This is a genomic window from Streptomyces sp. NBC_01460, assembly GCF_036227405.1.
Lineage (GTDB): Bacteria > Actinomycetota > Actinomycetes > Streptomycetales > Streptomycetaceae > Streptomyces.
On record NZ_CP109473.1, the window covers coordinates 2,301,361 to 2,317,145 of the forward strand.

General features: G+C 71.9%; 10 protein-coding genes. 6 read left to right on the forward strand and 4 right to left on the reverse strand.

What is annotated here, in order from left to right; all coding sequences use genetic code 11:
• The first annotated feature begins 267 nt into the window (after window positions 1-267).
• The 4 genes from OG488_RS10260 to OG488_RS10275 all read left to right on the forward strand — a co-directional run bounded on the left by OG488_RS10260 (window position 268) and on the right by OG488_RS10275 (window position 4,632).
• Window positions 268-897, forward strand: a complete 630-nt coding sequence (locus tag OG488_RS10260; RefSeq protein WP_329227997.1) for a winged helix-turn-helix domain-containing protein — start codon at window positions 268-270, stop codon at window positions 895-897.
• A 175-nt stretch (window positions 898-1,072) separates the two neighbouring features.
• Complete coding sequence (locus tag OG488_RS10265; protein ID WP_329227998.1) at window positions 1,073-2,338, forward strand: sensor histidine kinase; 1,266 nt, start codon at window positions 1,073-1,075, stop codon at window positions 2,336-2,338.
• Window positions 2,323-2,970 (forward strand): response regulator transcription factor, encoded by a 648-nt coding sequence (locus OG488_RS10270; protein ID WP_329227999.1) that lies wholly within the window; start codon window positions 2,323-2,325, stop codon window positions 2,968-2,970. The genes OG488_RS10265 and OG488_RS10270 overlap by 16 nt, the downstream gene beginning before the upstream one ends.
• A gap of 132 nt (window positions 2,971-3,102) precedes the next feature.
• A complete protein-coding gene (locus tag OG488_RS10275) occupies window positions 3,103-4,632 on the forward strand; it encodes a DUF1996 domain-containing protein (RefSeq protein WP_329228001.1) in 1,530 nt (509 codons plus the stop codon).
• 44 nt (window positions 4,633-4,676) lie between these two features.
• On the opposite strand, the gene OG488_RS10280 is transcribed toward OG488_RS10275, so the two are convergent.
• Window positions 4,677-5,171, reverse strand: coding sequence for a hypothetical protein (locus tag OG488_RS10280; protein WP_329228003.1), 495 nt, complete (start codon window positions 5,169-5,171; stop codon window positions 4,677-4,679).
• A 107-nt stretch (window positions 5,172-5,278) separates the two neighbouring features.
• On the opposite strand from OG488_RS10280, the gene OG488_RS10285 reads away from it, so the two are divergent.
• Both OG488_RS10285 and OG488_RS10290 read left to right on the forward strand, forming a co-directional pair.
• Window positions 5,279-7,201 carry a hypothetical protein gene (locus OG488_RS10285; RefSeq protein WP_329228005.1) on the forward strand — a complete coding sequence of 641 codons (1,923 nt, stop codon included), beginning with the start codon at window positions 5,279-5,281 and terminating at the stop codon, window positions 7,199-7,201.
• A gap of 85 nt (window positions 7,202-7,286) precedes the next feature.
• Window positions 7,287-8,021, forward strand: coding sequence for a TetR/AcrR family transcriptional regulator (locus OG488_RS10290; protein ID WP_329228006.1), 735 nt, complete (start codon window positions 7,287-7,289; stop codon window positions 8,019-8,021).
• Here OG488_RS10290 and OG488_RS10295 read toward each other — a convergent pair.
• The 3 genes from OG488_RS10295 to OG488_RS10305 all read right to left on the reverse strand — a co-directional run bounded on the left by OG488_RS10295 (window position 8,006) and on the right by OG488_RS10305 (window position 15,669).
• A complete protein-coding gene (locus tag OG488_RS10295; protein WP_329228008.1) occupies window positions 8,006-8,356 on the reverse strand; it encodes a 5-carboxymethyl-2-hydroxymuconate Delta-isomerase in 351 nt (116 codons plus the stop codon). The genes OG488_RS10290 and OG488_RS10295 overlap by 16 nt on opposite strands.
• Before the next feature lie 187 nt (window positions 8,357-8,543).
• Window positions 8,544-13,850 (reverse strand): pullulanase-type alpha-1,6-glucosidase, encoded by a 5,307-nt coding sequence (gene pulA, locus OG488_RS10300; protein ID WP_329228010.1) that lies wholly within the window; start codon window positions 13,848-13,850, stop codon window positions 8,544-8,546.
• A gap of 94 nt (window positions 13,851-13,944) precedes the next feature.
• Window positions 13,945-15,669, reverse strand: a complete 1,725-nt coding sequence (locus tag OG488_RS10305) for a carbohydrate-binding module family 20 domain-containing protein (RefSeq protein WP_329228012.1) — start codon at window positions 15,667-15,669, stop codon at window positions 13,945-13,947.
• Window positions 15,670-15,785: the final 116 nt, after the last annotated feature.

Consider the following 15,785-nt stretch of genomic DNA (forward strand, 5'->3'; position numbering starts at 1 on the left):
ACACGGCGGTCCGTATCGACGGGTGAGAGGACCCTGCTGCGCAGCGGCAATCTCTGCTTCAATGGGGGCATGGCCAGCTTCCAGTACACCGCGTCGGGTCGCAGCGACCTCGAGCCGTTCTGGCCCTCCCGTCAGCACCATGACTTCGACCGGGTGTGTTGCCGCGCGTGGAACGCGCAGGCCCTCTAAAGCCGCCTCACCCCGGCCTTCGGCCCGCGCGCACGACGTACGTCCTCGACGACTCCTCGCGCGAAAGAGCTGACCCTCATGGCGAACACCCGTCCCTTCTCCACCGCGTCCGCCGCCACCGCGGCGACCGCGGTGTCCGCTGCGGCCACCACCACCGCCCGCAACACCCTGTCCCCCAACCGCCACCGGCTGCGCGCCGTCGACCGTGACGAGGTCGTCGAACTGGCCGATGTGGCGGGCTTCCTGCCGCCGGGCGCCACCTGGCTGCCCGCGCCCCAGCACACGCTGCCGGCGCTGCCGGGCCGGCCGCCGATGGTCGGCTACCTGGTCCTCGTCCCGGCCGACCAGCAGCCGGCCCTGGCCGGGGCCGTGGCCTCCGCCCAGCACCGGGAGTTCGTGCCGGAGCCGGTGGCGGACGTCCCGGCCGGCGGTCCCGTGCGGATCGACTCCACACGGCGCACCGCCGCCGTGGACGGTGTCACCCTCGATCTCACCTACCTCGAATTCGAGCTGCTGGCCCACCTGGTGGCGCACCCGCACCGGGTGCACACCCGCGATCAGCTGGTGACGACGGTCTGGGGCTACGGGCACGTGGGCGACGGCCGCACCGTCGACGTCCATGTCGCCCGGCTGCGCCGCAAGCTGGGCGCGGAGCACCGCAGGTCGATCCAGACGGTGCGGCGCGTCGGCTACAAGTACGCGCCCTGATCACGCACCGCTCTCACGGGAGGCCCCGGGACCCGTCCCGGGGCCTCCCGCCGTCGCGGGGTGGTGCCAGGTACACCCCGGCCGGGTGGTGGAACGGCTGACGAAGGGCCCTCCGCCCGGGCGAGACTGATCCCGGACGGGATCCGGCGGGGAGCCCGGCGAGGGGAGACACCATATGAGATCGGCACAGAGACGGGTACGGGCCGCGTTCCTGACCGGTGGACGGGCGTTCGTCCTCTTCTTCGCGAGTCTCGCGGGCTCGGCCGTCCTCTTCGTCCTGTCGCTCCTCTCCCTCACCTTCATCGTGCTGGGCTTCGGGCTGGTGACCACCCCGGTGGTACTCGGGGAGGTGCGCAGGCACGCCGGTCGGCGCCGGCACCTCGCGGCGGCCTGGTCGGACGTTCGCATCCCCGTGTCCTACCGGCCGTTCCCCAAGGATCTGCGCACCGGTTTCACCGGGCAGGTGGAGCGCACCACGCTGATGGTGAAGGACCCGGCGACCTGGCGGGACCTGCGGTGGCTGCTGCTCGACATGACGGTGGGGAGCGTGCTGCTGGTCCTGACCTTCGCGCTGGTGGTCTACCCGGTGGAGGGCCTCGTCCTGGCGGCGGGGCTGTGGCGGGTGTTCGAGGACAACACGTACTGGTACGGCTTCGTGCCGGTCAGCAGTCAGGGGACGGGGCTGGCGGCGGCCGGGCTCGGGCTCGCGGTCTTCCTCGTGGGGCTGTGGGCGAGCCGGCCACTGCTGCGGCTGCACTTCGTGCTCGCCCGGTCGGCACTGGCACCCACCCAGGAGGAGCTCGCGCAGCGCATCGACCGGCTCACCGAGACCCGGCACGAGGCCGTGGACACGGCGGCGTCCGAACTGCGGCGCATCGAGAGGGATCTGCACGACGGGGCGCAGGCCCGGCTGGTCGCCATGGGGATGAACCTCGGCACCATCGAGGCGCTCGTGGAGAAGGACCCCGCGCAGGCGAAGAAACTGCTGGCGATGGCGCGTACGTCCTCCGCGGAGGCCCTCACGGAGCTGCGGGACCTCGTCCGGGGCATCCACCCGCCGGTCCTCGCGGAACGGGGCCTCGGTGACGCGGTGAAGGCGCTGGCGCTCCGGATGCCGCTCGCGTCCGAGGTCACGGTGGAGCTTCCCGGCCGCGTCGACGCCCCGGTCGAGTCGGCGGCGTACTTCGCCGTCAGCGAGAGCCTGACGAACGCGGTGAAGCATGCCGGTGCCGACCGCATATGGGTGGACATGCACCACTCCGGGGGAATGCTGCGGATCTCCGTCACCGACAACGGCAGGGGCGGCGCGGCCGTCGGAGCCGGTTCCGGACTGAGCGGGATCGAACGCCGGCTGGGTACATTCGACGGCGTACTGGCCGTCAGCAGCCCTGCGGGCGGTCCCACCATGGTGACCATGGAGATCCCTTGCGCGTTGTCCTAGCCGAAGATCTCTTCCTGCTCCGCGACGGCCTCGTGCGCATGCTCGAAGCCTACGACTTCGAGATCGCGGCAGCGGTCGAGACGGGGCCCGAACTGACCAAGGCCCTTGCCGAGTTGGAGCCGGACGTCGCCGTCGTCGACGTCCGCCTCCCGCCGTCGCACACGGACGAGGGCCTGCAGTGCGCGCTGGAGGCCCGCCGCCGCAGGCCGGGGCTGCCGGTGCTCGTCCTGTCCCAGCACGTGGAGCAGTTGTACGCCCGGGAGCTGCTGGCCGACGGCAACGGGGGCATCGGATACCTGCTGAAGGACCGGGTGTTCGACGCCGACCAGTTCATCGACGCGGTACGCCGGGTCGCCGCCGGCGGTACGGCGATGGACCCGCAGGTCATCTCGCAGCTGCTGTCCCGGCGCTCGGTGGACGCGCCGATGGCCGGCCTGACCCCGCGGGAGCGCGAGGTCATGGAGCTGATGGCGCAGGGCCGTTCCAACGTGGCGATCGCCGCGCAGATGGTGGTCACGGAGCGGGCGGTGGCCAAGCACACCTCGAACATCTTCGGCAAGCTCGGCCTGCCGGTGTCGGACGACGACAACCGGCGCGTGCTCGCGGTCCTCGCCTACCTCGACCACGGCTGACCCCACGGGCACCGCGCCGCCCGCGATCCCGCGAATTCCGCCGCCCTCTGAACGGAGGGGGCTCCCGGTCCGTATGGGACGTCACGCTTCCGACTCGGAGCACTCGAAGCGGACTCGAAGCGGAGGAGTTTCATGGGACGCACATCGCGCAGGAAACGTACGACCACGGCCAACCGGGCGATCGCCGCCGCGGCCGCGCTGATTCTGGGAGGAGGTGGGCTGGTCGCGGTCAACGTCTACGCGAGTGCGGGGGAAGGCGGGTCCGGGCCGGCTCCCGGGCAGGACCGGGGCGCCGCTCGCCAGATGTCCACCATCGACTGCCCCGACGCGGGGATCGCCCTTCCCGACGTGCCGGACCCGGCGCGGCCCGAGGTGGACCGCGAACTGGCCGCCATGGACACGCAGATCACCGACGCGTACCGGCAGTTCGCCGACCGCAAGGAGCGCATCGCCCGGGACCCGGCACTGGCCGAGAACGCGGTGCTCGGTCCGCTGAGGAGCAAGCGGTCGGCCAGTCTCGACCGGATCGGGATCGCCGTCGAACGGGCCGCGGGCACCCGGCCGCAGGGCCTGGACGGGCTCGCCGGGTGCAGCCTGCGCGCCGACGACGAGGAGAACGGACAGGACGGCGGTGACGGCGGCGGCGGCCAGGATCCCGCGGAGAGCGCGGACCCCGGGCAAGGGGAGGGCCAGGACGGCGGCCAGGACGGCGGCGAAGGAGAGGGTGACGGCCAGGACGGCGGTCAGGGTCAGGGCGAGGAGCAGGGTCAGCAGGGCAACGGCCCCGAGGCCTCCGACTTCGTCGACATCCGGTCGGTCCAGCCCAACGTCGACCGGCCCCGGAACCGCCGGAGCGCGTCGCGCGGCACCTTCACCACCGACTGCGGCCGCAACGAGAACGGCAAGTTCAACCCGGACAACGTCATCGCCGCTCCCGGCGTGAGCAACGGCGCCCACCACATGCACGACTACGTCGGCAACCAGGCGACGGACGCCTTCGCCGGTGACGACGACCTGGCCGGTGGCGAGACGACCTGCCGCAACCAGGGTGACAGGTCCACGTACTACTGGCCCGTGCTCCGCCTGCAGAACGGCGAGGACGAGAACGACGTGGCCGCGGACGGCGGCGGCAAGGACCAGAACACCGGGGAGATCCAGACCCCTTCCCAGGTGACGCTGAGGTTCGTCGGCTCCCCCGCCGGGAAGGTCACGGCGATGCCGCGCTTCCTGCGGATCATCACCGGGGACGCGAAGTCCTTCACCAACGGTGACGCCAACGCCAACGCGTCCTGGAGCTGCACCGGATTCGAGAACAGGCAGCTCGCTGACAAGTACCCGATCTGCCCCGAAGGCAGTCAGGTGGTCCGGTCCTTCGCCTTCCAGAGCTGCTGGGACGGGCAGAACACCGACAGCGCGAACCACCGCACCCATGTGGCGTTCGCCCAGGACGACGGGCGCTGCCCGGCCGGCTTCCGGGCCGTTCCGCAACTGGTCCAGCGCATCGTGTACGACGTCCCGCCGGGCCCCGGATTCGCCGTCGACTCCTTCCCGGAGCAGTTGCACAAGCCCGGCACCGACCACGGCGACTTCATCAACGTCTTCGACGACAGGCTGATGAAGAAGGTGGTGAGCTGCATCAACGGCGGGCGGAAGTGCCGCTGAGGCGTCAGCCCCCGCCGTCACGCCCGCCCCTCATACCTGCGCGGTCAGCTCCCGTGGTGACCGGAGTGCCCTGTCTCGTTCCCCCCACCACCACTGTTCCCCGAGTGGTGCGACGAGCCGGCCTCCACCGTCCCCCCGAGCCGGCCGCGCAGTGCCGTGACCACGTCCGCGTCACCGACGGCGACCCACCTGCGGCCGACGAGGTAGGAGCCGCCGTAGTCGTTGGCCTCGTTGATCCACTCCCGCTGACCGCGGTCGGTGGCGAAGGTGGCGAGGACCCAGCGCCCCTCGTCGGTCGTGCAGTTGGCCTGCCGGAGCTCCTCGGCGTCCGTCTGCACGTTCGGCTCGCAGTGCGCCTTCGACGCGAGCTGCTCCAGCGTCCCGCTCGCGGTCGGCGGCTCGTCGGGCTCGTCGTCGCCGTCCGCTCCCCCGCCGCACGCGGTGAGCACGCCGCACGTGGCGATCAGGGCGAGCCCCGTCCGTATGTGCGCCGATGCCCGGCGGGCCCGTCCTCGTCGCCGCTCAAGCCGTTCCACCATGCGGCCATCGTGCCCGGTGCTCCCGGCTCGCGCGGGGAAACCGCGCAACCCGCCCCGGAGCGCACGCGCCGGAGTGACCATCGCACCATTCGCTCGTTCAGCTGAACATGCCCCCACTGCGCGCAGTACCGCCGTCCGCAGGCCGCCCGTACGAGGAGCAGCCCGCCGGGGAACGGGCCGAGGCCGGGCCCGCCGAGCACTACGCCCGGCTGGTGCGGATCGCGTATCTCGTGCTGGTGCCCTCGCTCGGGCGCAACCGCCGGGTGCTGTCTGCCCATTGGCTGGCCCAGCGGGCGCTGGCCGGCGGACGGGGCGCGGCTCCGGGGCGCGCGTACGCGCACGTACGCCTCCGGGTGGTGCGCTCCGCGCTGGAAGCGGGGCTGCCGCTGCTCCGGTTCGCCCGGCCCCGGCGGGCGCAGTTCCCGCCGGTGGTGCCGCAGGTGTGGGGGCTGCGGCTGTTCCCGCACTCCTGCGGCGCGGACGAGCTGGCCCTGGAGCAGGCCTTGGCCGCGGCGTCGGCGCCCTGCCGGGCCGCCCACGTGCTGCGGGGGCTCGAAGGGCTCGACGACGCCGAGGTCTGCCGGGTCCTCGACGCGGCGGGTGTCGCGGACCCGAGGGCGGCGCTGCTGGAGGCCGACGCCTTCACGGCGCCCTCCACCCTGCTGGCCTCGCCGGAGTTCGACCCGTGCTCCTTGCAGGTCAGGCCGACCGACCCGGCCCGTCGCAGGAGACGCGGGCGGACCGTCCTGGCCGGTGTCGGGGCCCTGCTGGTCTGCGGGACGCTGCTGCTGATGCCGGGGGACGGCCTGGGCGGCCCCCGCGCGGCGTCCGCACCGCTCCACGCACGCCACCACTCCACGCAGCGGGCCCTGGACCCCGCCGCGTTGCGCCGGGTGCCCGACGGACTGTGGCGGGGCTCCACGCGGAGGGACTTCACCGTCTGGCCCACCCGCGGCGACCGGACCGGGGACGCGGGGCTCCTGCGCCGCGCCCTCGCCGCCTGGGCGCGGCCCGGCCCGGCGGTGGTCCCCTCGGTGACACCCGGCACGCCCGACGGCCCGCCGATGGGGCCGCCGCAGCTGCTGTACGCGGGCGAGGTCGGCGCGGCCGCCGTGGTCCTGTTCCACGACGGCCTGCGTGTCGTGCGCTACGCCGAACCGCGCGACGCCGGGCCTTCCCGGGGCGCCGCGCTGGACTTCGCCCGGGTCGACGGCGCGGACGCGGTGGCGGCGAGCGCGCTGGTGGTGCAGCGCCGGGCAGGCCGGATCCGCTATCTGACCGCGCCCTGGGTACGGGGCGCCGGCGCGCGGGACCTGCTCGCCCCGCACACGGCGGCCCGGCCGCTGCCGCGTGACCGCCACGGGGTGACGGACCCGCTGGCGGGGCCGGAGACGGCGGGGGGCCGGGCGGACTGCCGTTCCTGGCAGGTCCTCGAGGTGCGGGACGGCACCGCGACGCGCCTGCTGACGGACCTCGGTGAGCTCACCCCCGTGCGCCTCACCTCGGGCGAGCCGTCCGCCCCGCACGACGTGGTCGGCCGGGCGGAGCGGGAGAGCTGGGCGCGCACCGCCTGCCTCCTGCCGGCGGTGCGGTCCAACGGCGTCCGGTCGGTGAACTCGTGGCCGTACGCGAGGCAGCGGCTGCCGGAGGGCGAGGGCGACGCGCTGTGGTTCTGCACCAGGGCCGACACCTGGCGGGGTTCGGGCAGCAGGGTCCTGGCGCAGTTCCAGGCGCCGCCGGAGCTGTCGGGCGGCGCCCGCGCTCCGGGCGCGGTCGCGGCGCGCGCGGAGGACTCGCCGGACTGCGGGATACGCAGGCCCCGGGTGCTCGCCGGAGTGCTGTGGAAGTCGGACGGCGGCCGGTGGTACGTACTGGGCGCGGGCTCACGGCAGTTCAGGTCCCTGACCGCGACGGGCGGCGCGAAGGGCAGGGCGGACGGGCGGCTGCTGGCCCTGCCGACCAGGGAGGGTGACCGCCCCAGGCTCGACGGACGGCTGGCGGACGGCAGCCTGGTGGGCTCCCTGCGCTGAGCCCGGGGCCCGGCGGCACCACGGGCAACTGCCTGGCGGGAGTGCGGCGGAGGGCCGGATTCCCCTCCCGGCTAGGCTGTCCGGCATGACGACCGGGGTGCGGCGCAGGATGGGCGTCGACGAGCGCAGGGCCCAGTTGATCGGTGTCGCACTGGAGTTGTTCAGCCACCGCTCGCCCGACGAGGTGTCGATCGACGAGATCGCGTCGGCGGCCGGCATCTCCCGCCCTCTCGTCTACCACTACTTCCCGGGGAAGCGGAGCCTGTACGAGGCGGCGCTGAAGCGGGCCGCCGACGAGCTGTCCGCCCGCTTCCTGGAAGCGCACGAAGGCCCTCTGGGAGCCCGGCTGATCCGGGTGATGCACCGCTTCTTCGACTTCGTCGAGGAGCACGGACCGGGCTTCGCCGCACTGATCCGGGGCGGTCCTGCGGGCGGCTCGTCGACGGCCAACGCGCTGGTCGACGGGGTGCGGCAGGCGGCGTACGAGCAGATCGTCGCGCATCTCGGCGTCCCGTCGCCGCCCGCCCGGCTGGAGCTCGTCGTGCGGTCCTGGGTGTCGCTGGCGGAGTCGACGGCGCTGCTCTGGCTGGACGGGAAGCGCATTCCGCGCGCCGAGCTGGAGCTGCAGCTGGTGCACGACTTCGCGGCGCTCGCGGCGGTGAGCGCCGCGTACGACCAGGAGATGGCCGGCATCATGCTGCGGGTCTTCGCGCAGGAGCCGGCGGACGGCCCGTTCGGCGACCTGCTCGCCAGGCTCTCCGTCCTGGCGCCCGCCGCACCGGCCGTTCCGCCGCAGCGTCCGCCTCAGTTCTTGCGGTAGGAGGCGTCGAGGTCCCGGACTTCGGCCGAGGCGTGGACGGTGAGGCCGTCGACGGGCTTCAGGTGCCCGGCCAGCAGCTCCAGCACGGCTTCGGTGAGCCGGGCCTTGGTCTCGGGGGTGCGGCCGGGCAGCATCGCGATCGCGACGTTCACGACGGCGTCGCCCGTCGCGGCGTCGCCGACGACGAAGTCGTCCGCGCGGCGGAACCGGGTCTTGCAGGCGGGGAGTTTGGTGGACACGGTTTCGGCGACGAGCGGGTGCAGGGCCAGCGCGAAGCCGCGGCGGTCGAAGCTGTCGTCGAGATCGGCGGAGTAGTCGACGGTGATCTGCGGCATCACGTGCTCCTGATTGCGGTCGGTCGGGGACGTATACATGTACGGCGTACACGCATGTGCACGAGGCCAGCTTCGCCTGATCGCACCGCCCGCACAAGGGAGCACCCACCACGCGGACCGGCCGGCCCCCGGCGCCCGCGCCCGGGGAGGGCACGGAGCCGGGGACCGGCCGGCGGGACGTGGGGCGTCAGCCGCGGGAGAACACGGCGACCGTGCGTCCCGGCACGGTGAAGCCGCCCGACGTGGCGTCGTACGAGGACTTCTTGACCGTGGGGTCCGCGCCCGACGCCTGGACGGGGTGCAGGGCGTACGCCTTGCCGGCCAGGCCGGGGACGACCTGGCTCCGCGTACCCGGGGTGGCGTTCATGACGACGACCAGGTCACCCAGGCGCATCGTGATCACCCCGGGGGTCTCGTCCTTGCCGGAGAGCGGGAAGGACAGGGTGTCCTGGACCTGCCCGGCGGTGGCCAGGCCGAAGTCCTTCTCACCGGTCCGGATGGTCAGCAGGTCCTGGTACGCCGCGGACGTGCCCGTGATCTCGGCGCACCCGGGAGTGAGGGCGGCGGAGGTCAGCAGCGGCTTCCCGTAGGACCACTTGTCCTTGTTGTCGGCGGTGGGCGGCAGACCGCGGCCGAAGCCGTTGCCCTTGCGGCAGTCCCAGTGGAGGGCGTTGAACCAGTCGCCGCTGTCGTAGGAGTTGCGGTCCAGGGACTTGGAGCGCAGCAGGTCGGTACCGGCCTGGGAGAGCGCCGGGCCCTGGGAGAGCACGGCGGTCGCCATCGCCACGACCTGCATGCGGGCCCGCTCGGCGGCCGTGGTGTCCGCGGGGAGCTTGAACGCGAGGGCGTCGTAGAGGGTCTCGTTGTCGTGGGCGTCGGCGTAGGCGAGCGCGTCACCCGGCGCCGCCGCGTAGCCGGCGGGGGCCCCGTTGTAGTCGACGGCCGAGCCCTTGACCGTGCGGCCCTGGGTGTCGGTGAAGGTGTAGTCGGCGAGGTTGCCGGTGAGGCCGACCTTGATCAGGTCCTGGTAGTGGAGCAGCCGGGCCTTCTGTTCGGCCTCGGTGCCGTTGGCGGCCGAGGTGTTGGGGTCGGTGTAGAGACCGGAGGCGAAGCCCTGGACGCCGGGGTCCTCGTCGAAGGGGCCGCCGCCGCGCACGGCGTCGCGGGCCCGGTCGGAGAACGTCGCGATGCCGGTGCCGGCCATGTTCTTCTGGGTGGCCTGGACGAAGCGGGCGTCGTCGGCGATCTCGCCGAAGTTCCAGCCCTCGCCGTACAGGATGATCTTCTTGCCGTCGACACCGTCCCGGGCGACGGTCAGCCCGTCGAGCGCCTTGCGGACGGCGAGGATGTTCGCCTTGGGGTGGTGCCCCATGAGGTCGAAGCGGAAGCCGTCGACCTTGTACTCCTTGGCCCAGGTGACGATCGAGTCCACGACGAGCTTGCCCATCATGGCGTTCTCGGGCGCGGTGTTGGCGCAGCAGGTCGAGGTGGCGACGGTGCCGTCCTCCAGGAGCCGCTGGTAGTAGCCGGGCACGATCCTGTCGAGGACGGACTTGTCGTCCTGCCCGGAGGCGACGGTGTGGTTGTAGACGACGTCCATGACGGTCCGCAGACCGGCGCCGTTGAGCCCCTGGACCATCTTCCGGAACTCGACGGTGCGCTTCGTGCCGTCGGGGTCGGAGGCGTACGAGCCCTCGGGGACCGTGTAGTGCAGCGGGTCGTAGCCCCAGTTGAAGGCGTCCTTCGCGGCGGCCTCCGCCACGCAGGCCTGCTGCTCCTCGGAGTCGGGGGCGTAGACGGACAGGTCGCAGGCGGGCTTCTGCTGGTCCTTCTTCTTCTCGGGGATCGTCCCGATGTCGAAGGCGGGCAGCAGGTGCACGTAGCTGGTGCCGGAGTCCGCGAGCTGCTCGAGGTGCTTCATCCCGTCGGAGCCGGTGTCGGTGAAGGCGAGGTACTCACCGGGGTGCTTCGAGGTGGGGTCCGTGACGGAGAAGTCGCGGACGTGCAGCTCCTGGATCTGCGCGTCCCGCAGGGGGACGGCGGCGGGCTTCCTCAGACCGGACCAGCCGCTCGGTGCGAGCTTCGGGTCGTCGAGGTCGACGACGAGGCTGCGGGCGGAGTCGGCGGTCAGGGCGGTGGAGTAGGGGTCGGTGACCTTGTTGGTGACGGTCTTCCGGACACTGGGCGCCCAGACGTTCACGGCGTACCGGTAGGGCTTGCCGTTCCAGCTCTTCTTCCCGGTGACGGACCAGACGCCGGTACGGTCGTCGCGCCGCATCGGGACGCTCTTCCCGTCGAGTTCGAGCGCGACGGTCCGGGCGGTGGGTGCCCAGACGGACAGCGTGGGGCTGCCCTTGCGGAAGACGGGGCCGAGGGAGGCGACGCTCGCGGCCTTGCCGTACAGGCTGTCCAGGACGCCCGCGGTCTGCACCCCGGTGGCGGCGAGCAGGGCGCCGTTGGCCGCGCGCTGGGTGGCGATCAGCTGGCCGCGCAGGGACTCGCGGACCCTGTCCCGGTCACGGACGTCGACGGTGAACGCCGGATAGTCCTTGAGGTGCGGGTACTTCGCCTTCTGCGCGTCGGTGAGCTCCGTGGCGCCGAGCCGGAGCCACTGCCCCTCGTCGGAGAGCGCGCCGTCGACGACGGAGATCCCGCCGTCCTTCGCGTACACGAGTTGCTGGCTGGTGGCGTCGGTGGCCTTCACCTTCCAGACGACGGTGTCCGCGTCGATCCACTGGGCCTCGGCCTTGGTGAGGTCGGGCGTGGGCACCCCGCCGGTCTGCGGCAGCAGGTAGCCGGGCTTCCCGCCGAGCATCCAGACCTCGTGCCCGTACGAGGCGATGTCCAGGGACTGGTCGCTGGGGAGGTCCTTCTCGTCGCCCCTGTGGAGGATGTAGCTGAGCGAGGTGGCGCCGTCGGTCAGCGGGACCTCGAAGGTCACGCCGTAGGCGTCGGATTTCACGGGCTCCAGTGGCTTGGCCCAGTCCGTGGGCGCCGCGGCCCCGGTCCAGGTGTGCAGGCCCCAGCCGTCGTAGTCGCCGTCGGCGCGGTGGTAGTGCAGGACGGCCTTGCCGGTGTCCTGCGGCGGGGTCTCGGGAGCCTCGGTGGCCTGCTCGTCCTTGCCCTGCTCGATCCAGACCTGGCCGGTCCTCGCGAGGTCGACGGTCCGCTCGGGCCCGTCGGCCGTGCCGTCCTTCTCGACCGTGTAGGGGACCGAGGAGGTGCCCTCGTCGAGGTCGATCCAGGCGAAGGCGCCGTAGGCGTCCCGGCCGATGAAGTCGGCCGACGCGTCACCGGACTTCAGCTGCCAGCCCTCGTAGTCGCCGTCCGCGCGCTTGTAGTGGACGACGGCTTGGTCGCGGTCGACCGCGACGGGCTTCTGCGCGGGCGGGGCCTGGCCCGCGGTGGTGGAGGCGAGGGCGCTCGCGGTGCGTCCGGCGCGGTCGACGACGACGGCCTTGTAGCGCAGCGGGGTCCCGGCCTTCACCGAGCCGTCCAGGTGCTGGGTGACCTTGTACGGGGCGTGGTCGGCCGAGCCGAGGGTGACCCACTTCCCGTTGCCGGTCTGCGCGGCGAACACGACGCGGTTCAGGTCGCCGCCGTCCACACCTGCGCTGATCTCGACGGTGCCGGTGGCTCCGGCGGCCGGGGCCTTCAGGGTGAGCGAGGGCGTGGCGGCGGGGGTGCCGAGCGGCTTGTCGGCGCGGAGCACGACGCTGGAGAGCGCGGGCACGGTCACCTTGACGGCCTTGTCCGCACCGCTGCGGACGGTGCCGGAACCTCCGTACAGCGTACGGAAGTTCATGCCGGCCGACTCGGTGGGCAGCTCGACGGTCTTCGCCTCGGTGGAGTTGTTCGAGGCGACGACGTACTCGTACGGGCGCTTCGCGTCCGTACGCGAGAAGGCGTGGACGGAGTCCTTGGCGTAGCGCTCGGTCTGCGTGCCGTCGCGCAGGGCCGGGTGCTCCCGGGTGAGCTTCGACAGGGCGGCTATGGTCCGGTACAGCGGGTGGGTCGTGTCGTACGCGTCGGAGGCGTGCGTGCGGTCGGTGCCGATCTGGTCGTCGTCGAGGTATTCCGCGGTCTTCGAGGCGAAGAGCGTCTGGCGGGCGTCCTTGTCGCCGCCCGCTCCGGTGTAGCCCTGCTCGTCGCCGTAGTAGACGACCGGGTTGCCGCGGCCGAGGAACATCAGCTCGTCGGCGAGGCGGGCCCGGTCCAGGAGCTCGGCGTCACCGGCCTTCGGGTTGTCCTGCTTCAGGAAGGTGCCGATCCGGCCCATGTCGTGGTTGCCGAGGAAGGTCACCTGCTCGTAGGCGTTGGCCTTGTCGGTGGTGTAGCGGTAGTCGTCCGCGTAGACGGCGGCGAGCTTCGAGGCCGGGGCGCCCTGGGAGGCGTACTGCCGGGCGGCTTCCTGGAAGGGGAAGTCGAGCGTCGAGTCGAGCCTGCCCCGCGTGACGTAGGGCGAGGTGATCGCCGTGTCGGCGGAGTAGACCTCGCCGAACATGAAGAAGTCGTCCCGGCCGTGCCTCGCCGCGTATCCGTCGAGCGCGGTCGCCCACTGGGTCCAGAAGTCCAGGTCGACGTGTTTGACGGTGTCGATGCGGAAGCCGTCGATGTCGAAGTCGCGGACCCACTTCTCGTAGATCTTCTCCATGCCGGAGACGACCTCGGGGCGCTCGGTCCACAGGTCGTCGAGGCCGGAGAAGTCGCCGTACTCGGTGGACTCGCCGGCGTAGGTCGAGTCACCCCGGTTGTGGTACATCGTGGTGTCGTTGAGCCAGGCCGGGACCTTCTTGCCCGTGTTCACCGGGGTGTACGGGAAGGAGTCGGCGTCCACCTCCTCCACGCCCCGGGTGTCGTCGAAGGGACGGCCGTCCTCGTCGAGGTACGGGAAGGCGCCCTTGGGCTTGTAGCCGTACTTCTTCTCGGCGTAGTCGACGGTGTCGGCTGTGTGGTTGGTGATGACGTCGAAGAAGACCTTCATGCCCTTGCCGTGGGCCTTGTCGATCAGCTTCGTGAGGTCGGCGTTGGTCCCGAAGTGGGGGTCGACCTGGGTGAAGTCGGTGATCCAGTAGCCGTGGTAGCCGGCCGAGGCGTTGTCGCCGGTGCCCTGCACGGGGCGGTTCTTGAAGATCGGGGCGAGCCAGATCGCGGTGGTGCCGAGGCCCTTGATGTAGTCGAGCCGCTGGGTGAGGCCCTTGAGGTCGCCGCCCTGGTAGAACCCCTTGTCCGTGGGGTCGTAGCCGGTCTCCAGCCGGGAGCCGGTCAGACCGCCCCGGTTGTTGGAGGTGTCGCCGTCGGCGAAGCGGTCGGGCAGCACGAAGTAGAACTGCTCGCGGGTCAGGTCGTGCCTGGCCGGCTCCTTGGCGAGGGCCGCGTCCGAGGGCGGCGCGGGGGGTCTGGGCGCGGCGGACGCGGTGGCCGCCGGTACGACGGGCAGCAGCGCCGCGCACAGTGCGGCGACAGCCCCCCGCCGGAGGGTGGTTCGGGACACGGGCGGGTACTCCTCGGCTTTCGGGGATCGGGCGGGGTGGAGCGGTGCGGGCCGGGGACGCTCACCCTCGCGTCCCCGGCCCGCCGTGAGTGGTTCAGCCGCGCCAGACGTCGGCGGTCAGCGTGACCTTGCCGGAGGACGGCACGGTGGCGGTGCGGTTCGCACCGCTCTCCCAGGTGACGTTGCCGCTCGCGTCCTTGCGGAGGTACTTGTACGCGAACGAGGTGCCGGCGGGCAGGGCGACGTCGAGCTTCCACACGGGGTACGTCGCTGGGTCGAGCTTCAGCGCGCTCCCGGGGGCCCAGCTGCCGAGCGCGGCCTGGTCACCGGTCACGTAGATGTTCTGGCCGAGCTGGGTGGTGGCGTTGACGCCGAAGGAGGCGCCGGACTGGCCGGTACCGGGGTCCGGGGTCGTGCCGCCGCCGGAGCAGGTACGGGCGCCGACGTGCAGGGCGAGGGCCGTCTGGGCGGCCAGGGTCGCGGTGAACTGCCCGGAGGCGTTGACCGTGACGCCGTTGCCCGTCTGGACGTCGCAGTAGGTGCCCGCGGGCAGCGACGTCTGGAAGGTGCGGCTCAGCGCGGAGCCCTCGTGGTTGATGGCGACGTACGCCTTGGAGCCGCGCCCGAAGGCTATCTGGTCACCGCCGTTGTCCCACCAGTTCGAGACGGCCTGGCCGCGGGCGGCGTTGCGGAAGCCGACCATGGAGGAGATCTCGCGCCAGGCGTGCTGGCACTTCCAGCCGCCGCTGTAGCAGGCGCTCACCTGGCCGCCGCTGGGCGGTCCGGCGTCCTTGTCGGACCACTCGTAGCCGGAGTGGACGTCCGGGGAGCCGTAGGGGTAGGCCAGCATGAAGACGCTCGCGAGGGTGTAGTTCGCGCCGTCCTTGTAGTTCAGGGTGTCGCCGCCGCGCTCGGTGTCGTGGTTGTCGACGAAGACCGCGGACTTGCCGGACTCCATGAAGCCCCAGCCCTCGCCGAAGTTCTTCAGGTTGGCGAGGTTCTCGTTGTTGAAGACCTGCTTGAGGCCGCGGCCGTAGCGGAACTCCTGGACGTCACCGCTGCCGAGGTACTCGGACGGGGAGACGGCCTCGCCGCCCCCGTAGATCGCCTCGTGCTTCCAGTACACACCGGTGTTGCTGAGCCGGGACTTGATGGTGGCGAGGTCGGCGGCCGGCATGTGCTTGGCGGCGTCGATCCGGAAGCCGTCGACGCCGAGGGAGAGCAGGTCGTTGAGATAGCCGGCGATCTTGCCGCGTACGTACTCCTCACTGGTGTCCAGGTCGGCGAGGCCCACCAGTTCGCAGTTCTGGACGTTGGCGCGGTCGCCGTAGTTGCTGATCTGCGCCTGGCAGTCGTTCATGTCGCTGGCCGAATAGACGCCCGGGTAGTCGTACTTGCTGTACGACGAGCCACCCGTGCCGGTGCCGGACCCGGCCGACATGTGATTGATGACCGAGTCGGCGATGACCTTGACGCCGGCGGTGTGACAGGTGCTGACCATGTGCGCGAAGGCCGTACGGTCACCGAGACGGCCGGCGATCTTGTAGCTCACGGGCTGGTACGAGGTCCACCACTGGGCACCCTGGATGTGCTCCTGGGGCGGCGATACCTGGACGAAGCCGTAACCGGCGGGGCCGAGGCTGTCCGTACAGGCCTTGGCCACGGACGCGAAGTTCCACTCGAACATCACGGCGGTGACGTCCTTCTCGCCGGGCGGTGCGGCCTGGGCGGTCCCGGCGGCGCCGAGCCCCGCGGGGACGGCGAGGACAGCGGCGCCCAGGGTGAGGGCGAGCGCGCCGGACAACGGTCTGCGTGCCATGACGTTCCTCCTGCGGTGGGGGAATTTGCGGGGATGGCGGAGCAGCCTCACCGGGCAACGCGCCGTGCCGTCAAGGCTCCTGAAGGTTCTTGCAGCAAGAATGCAAAAGCTGGGGT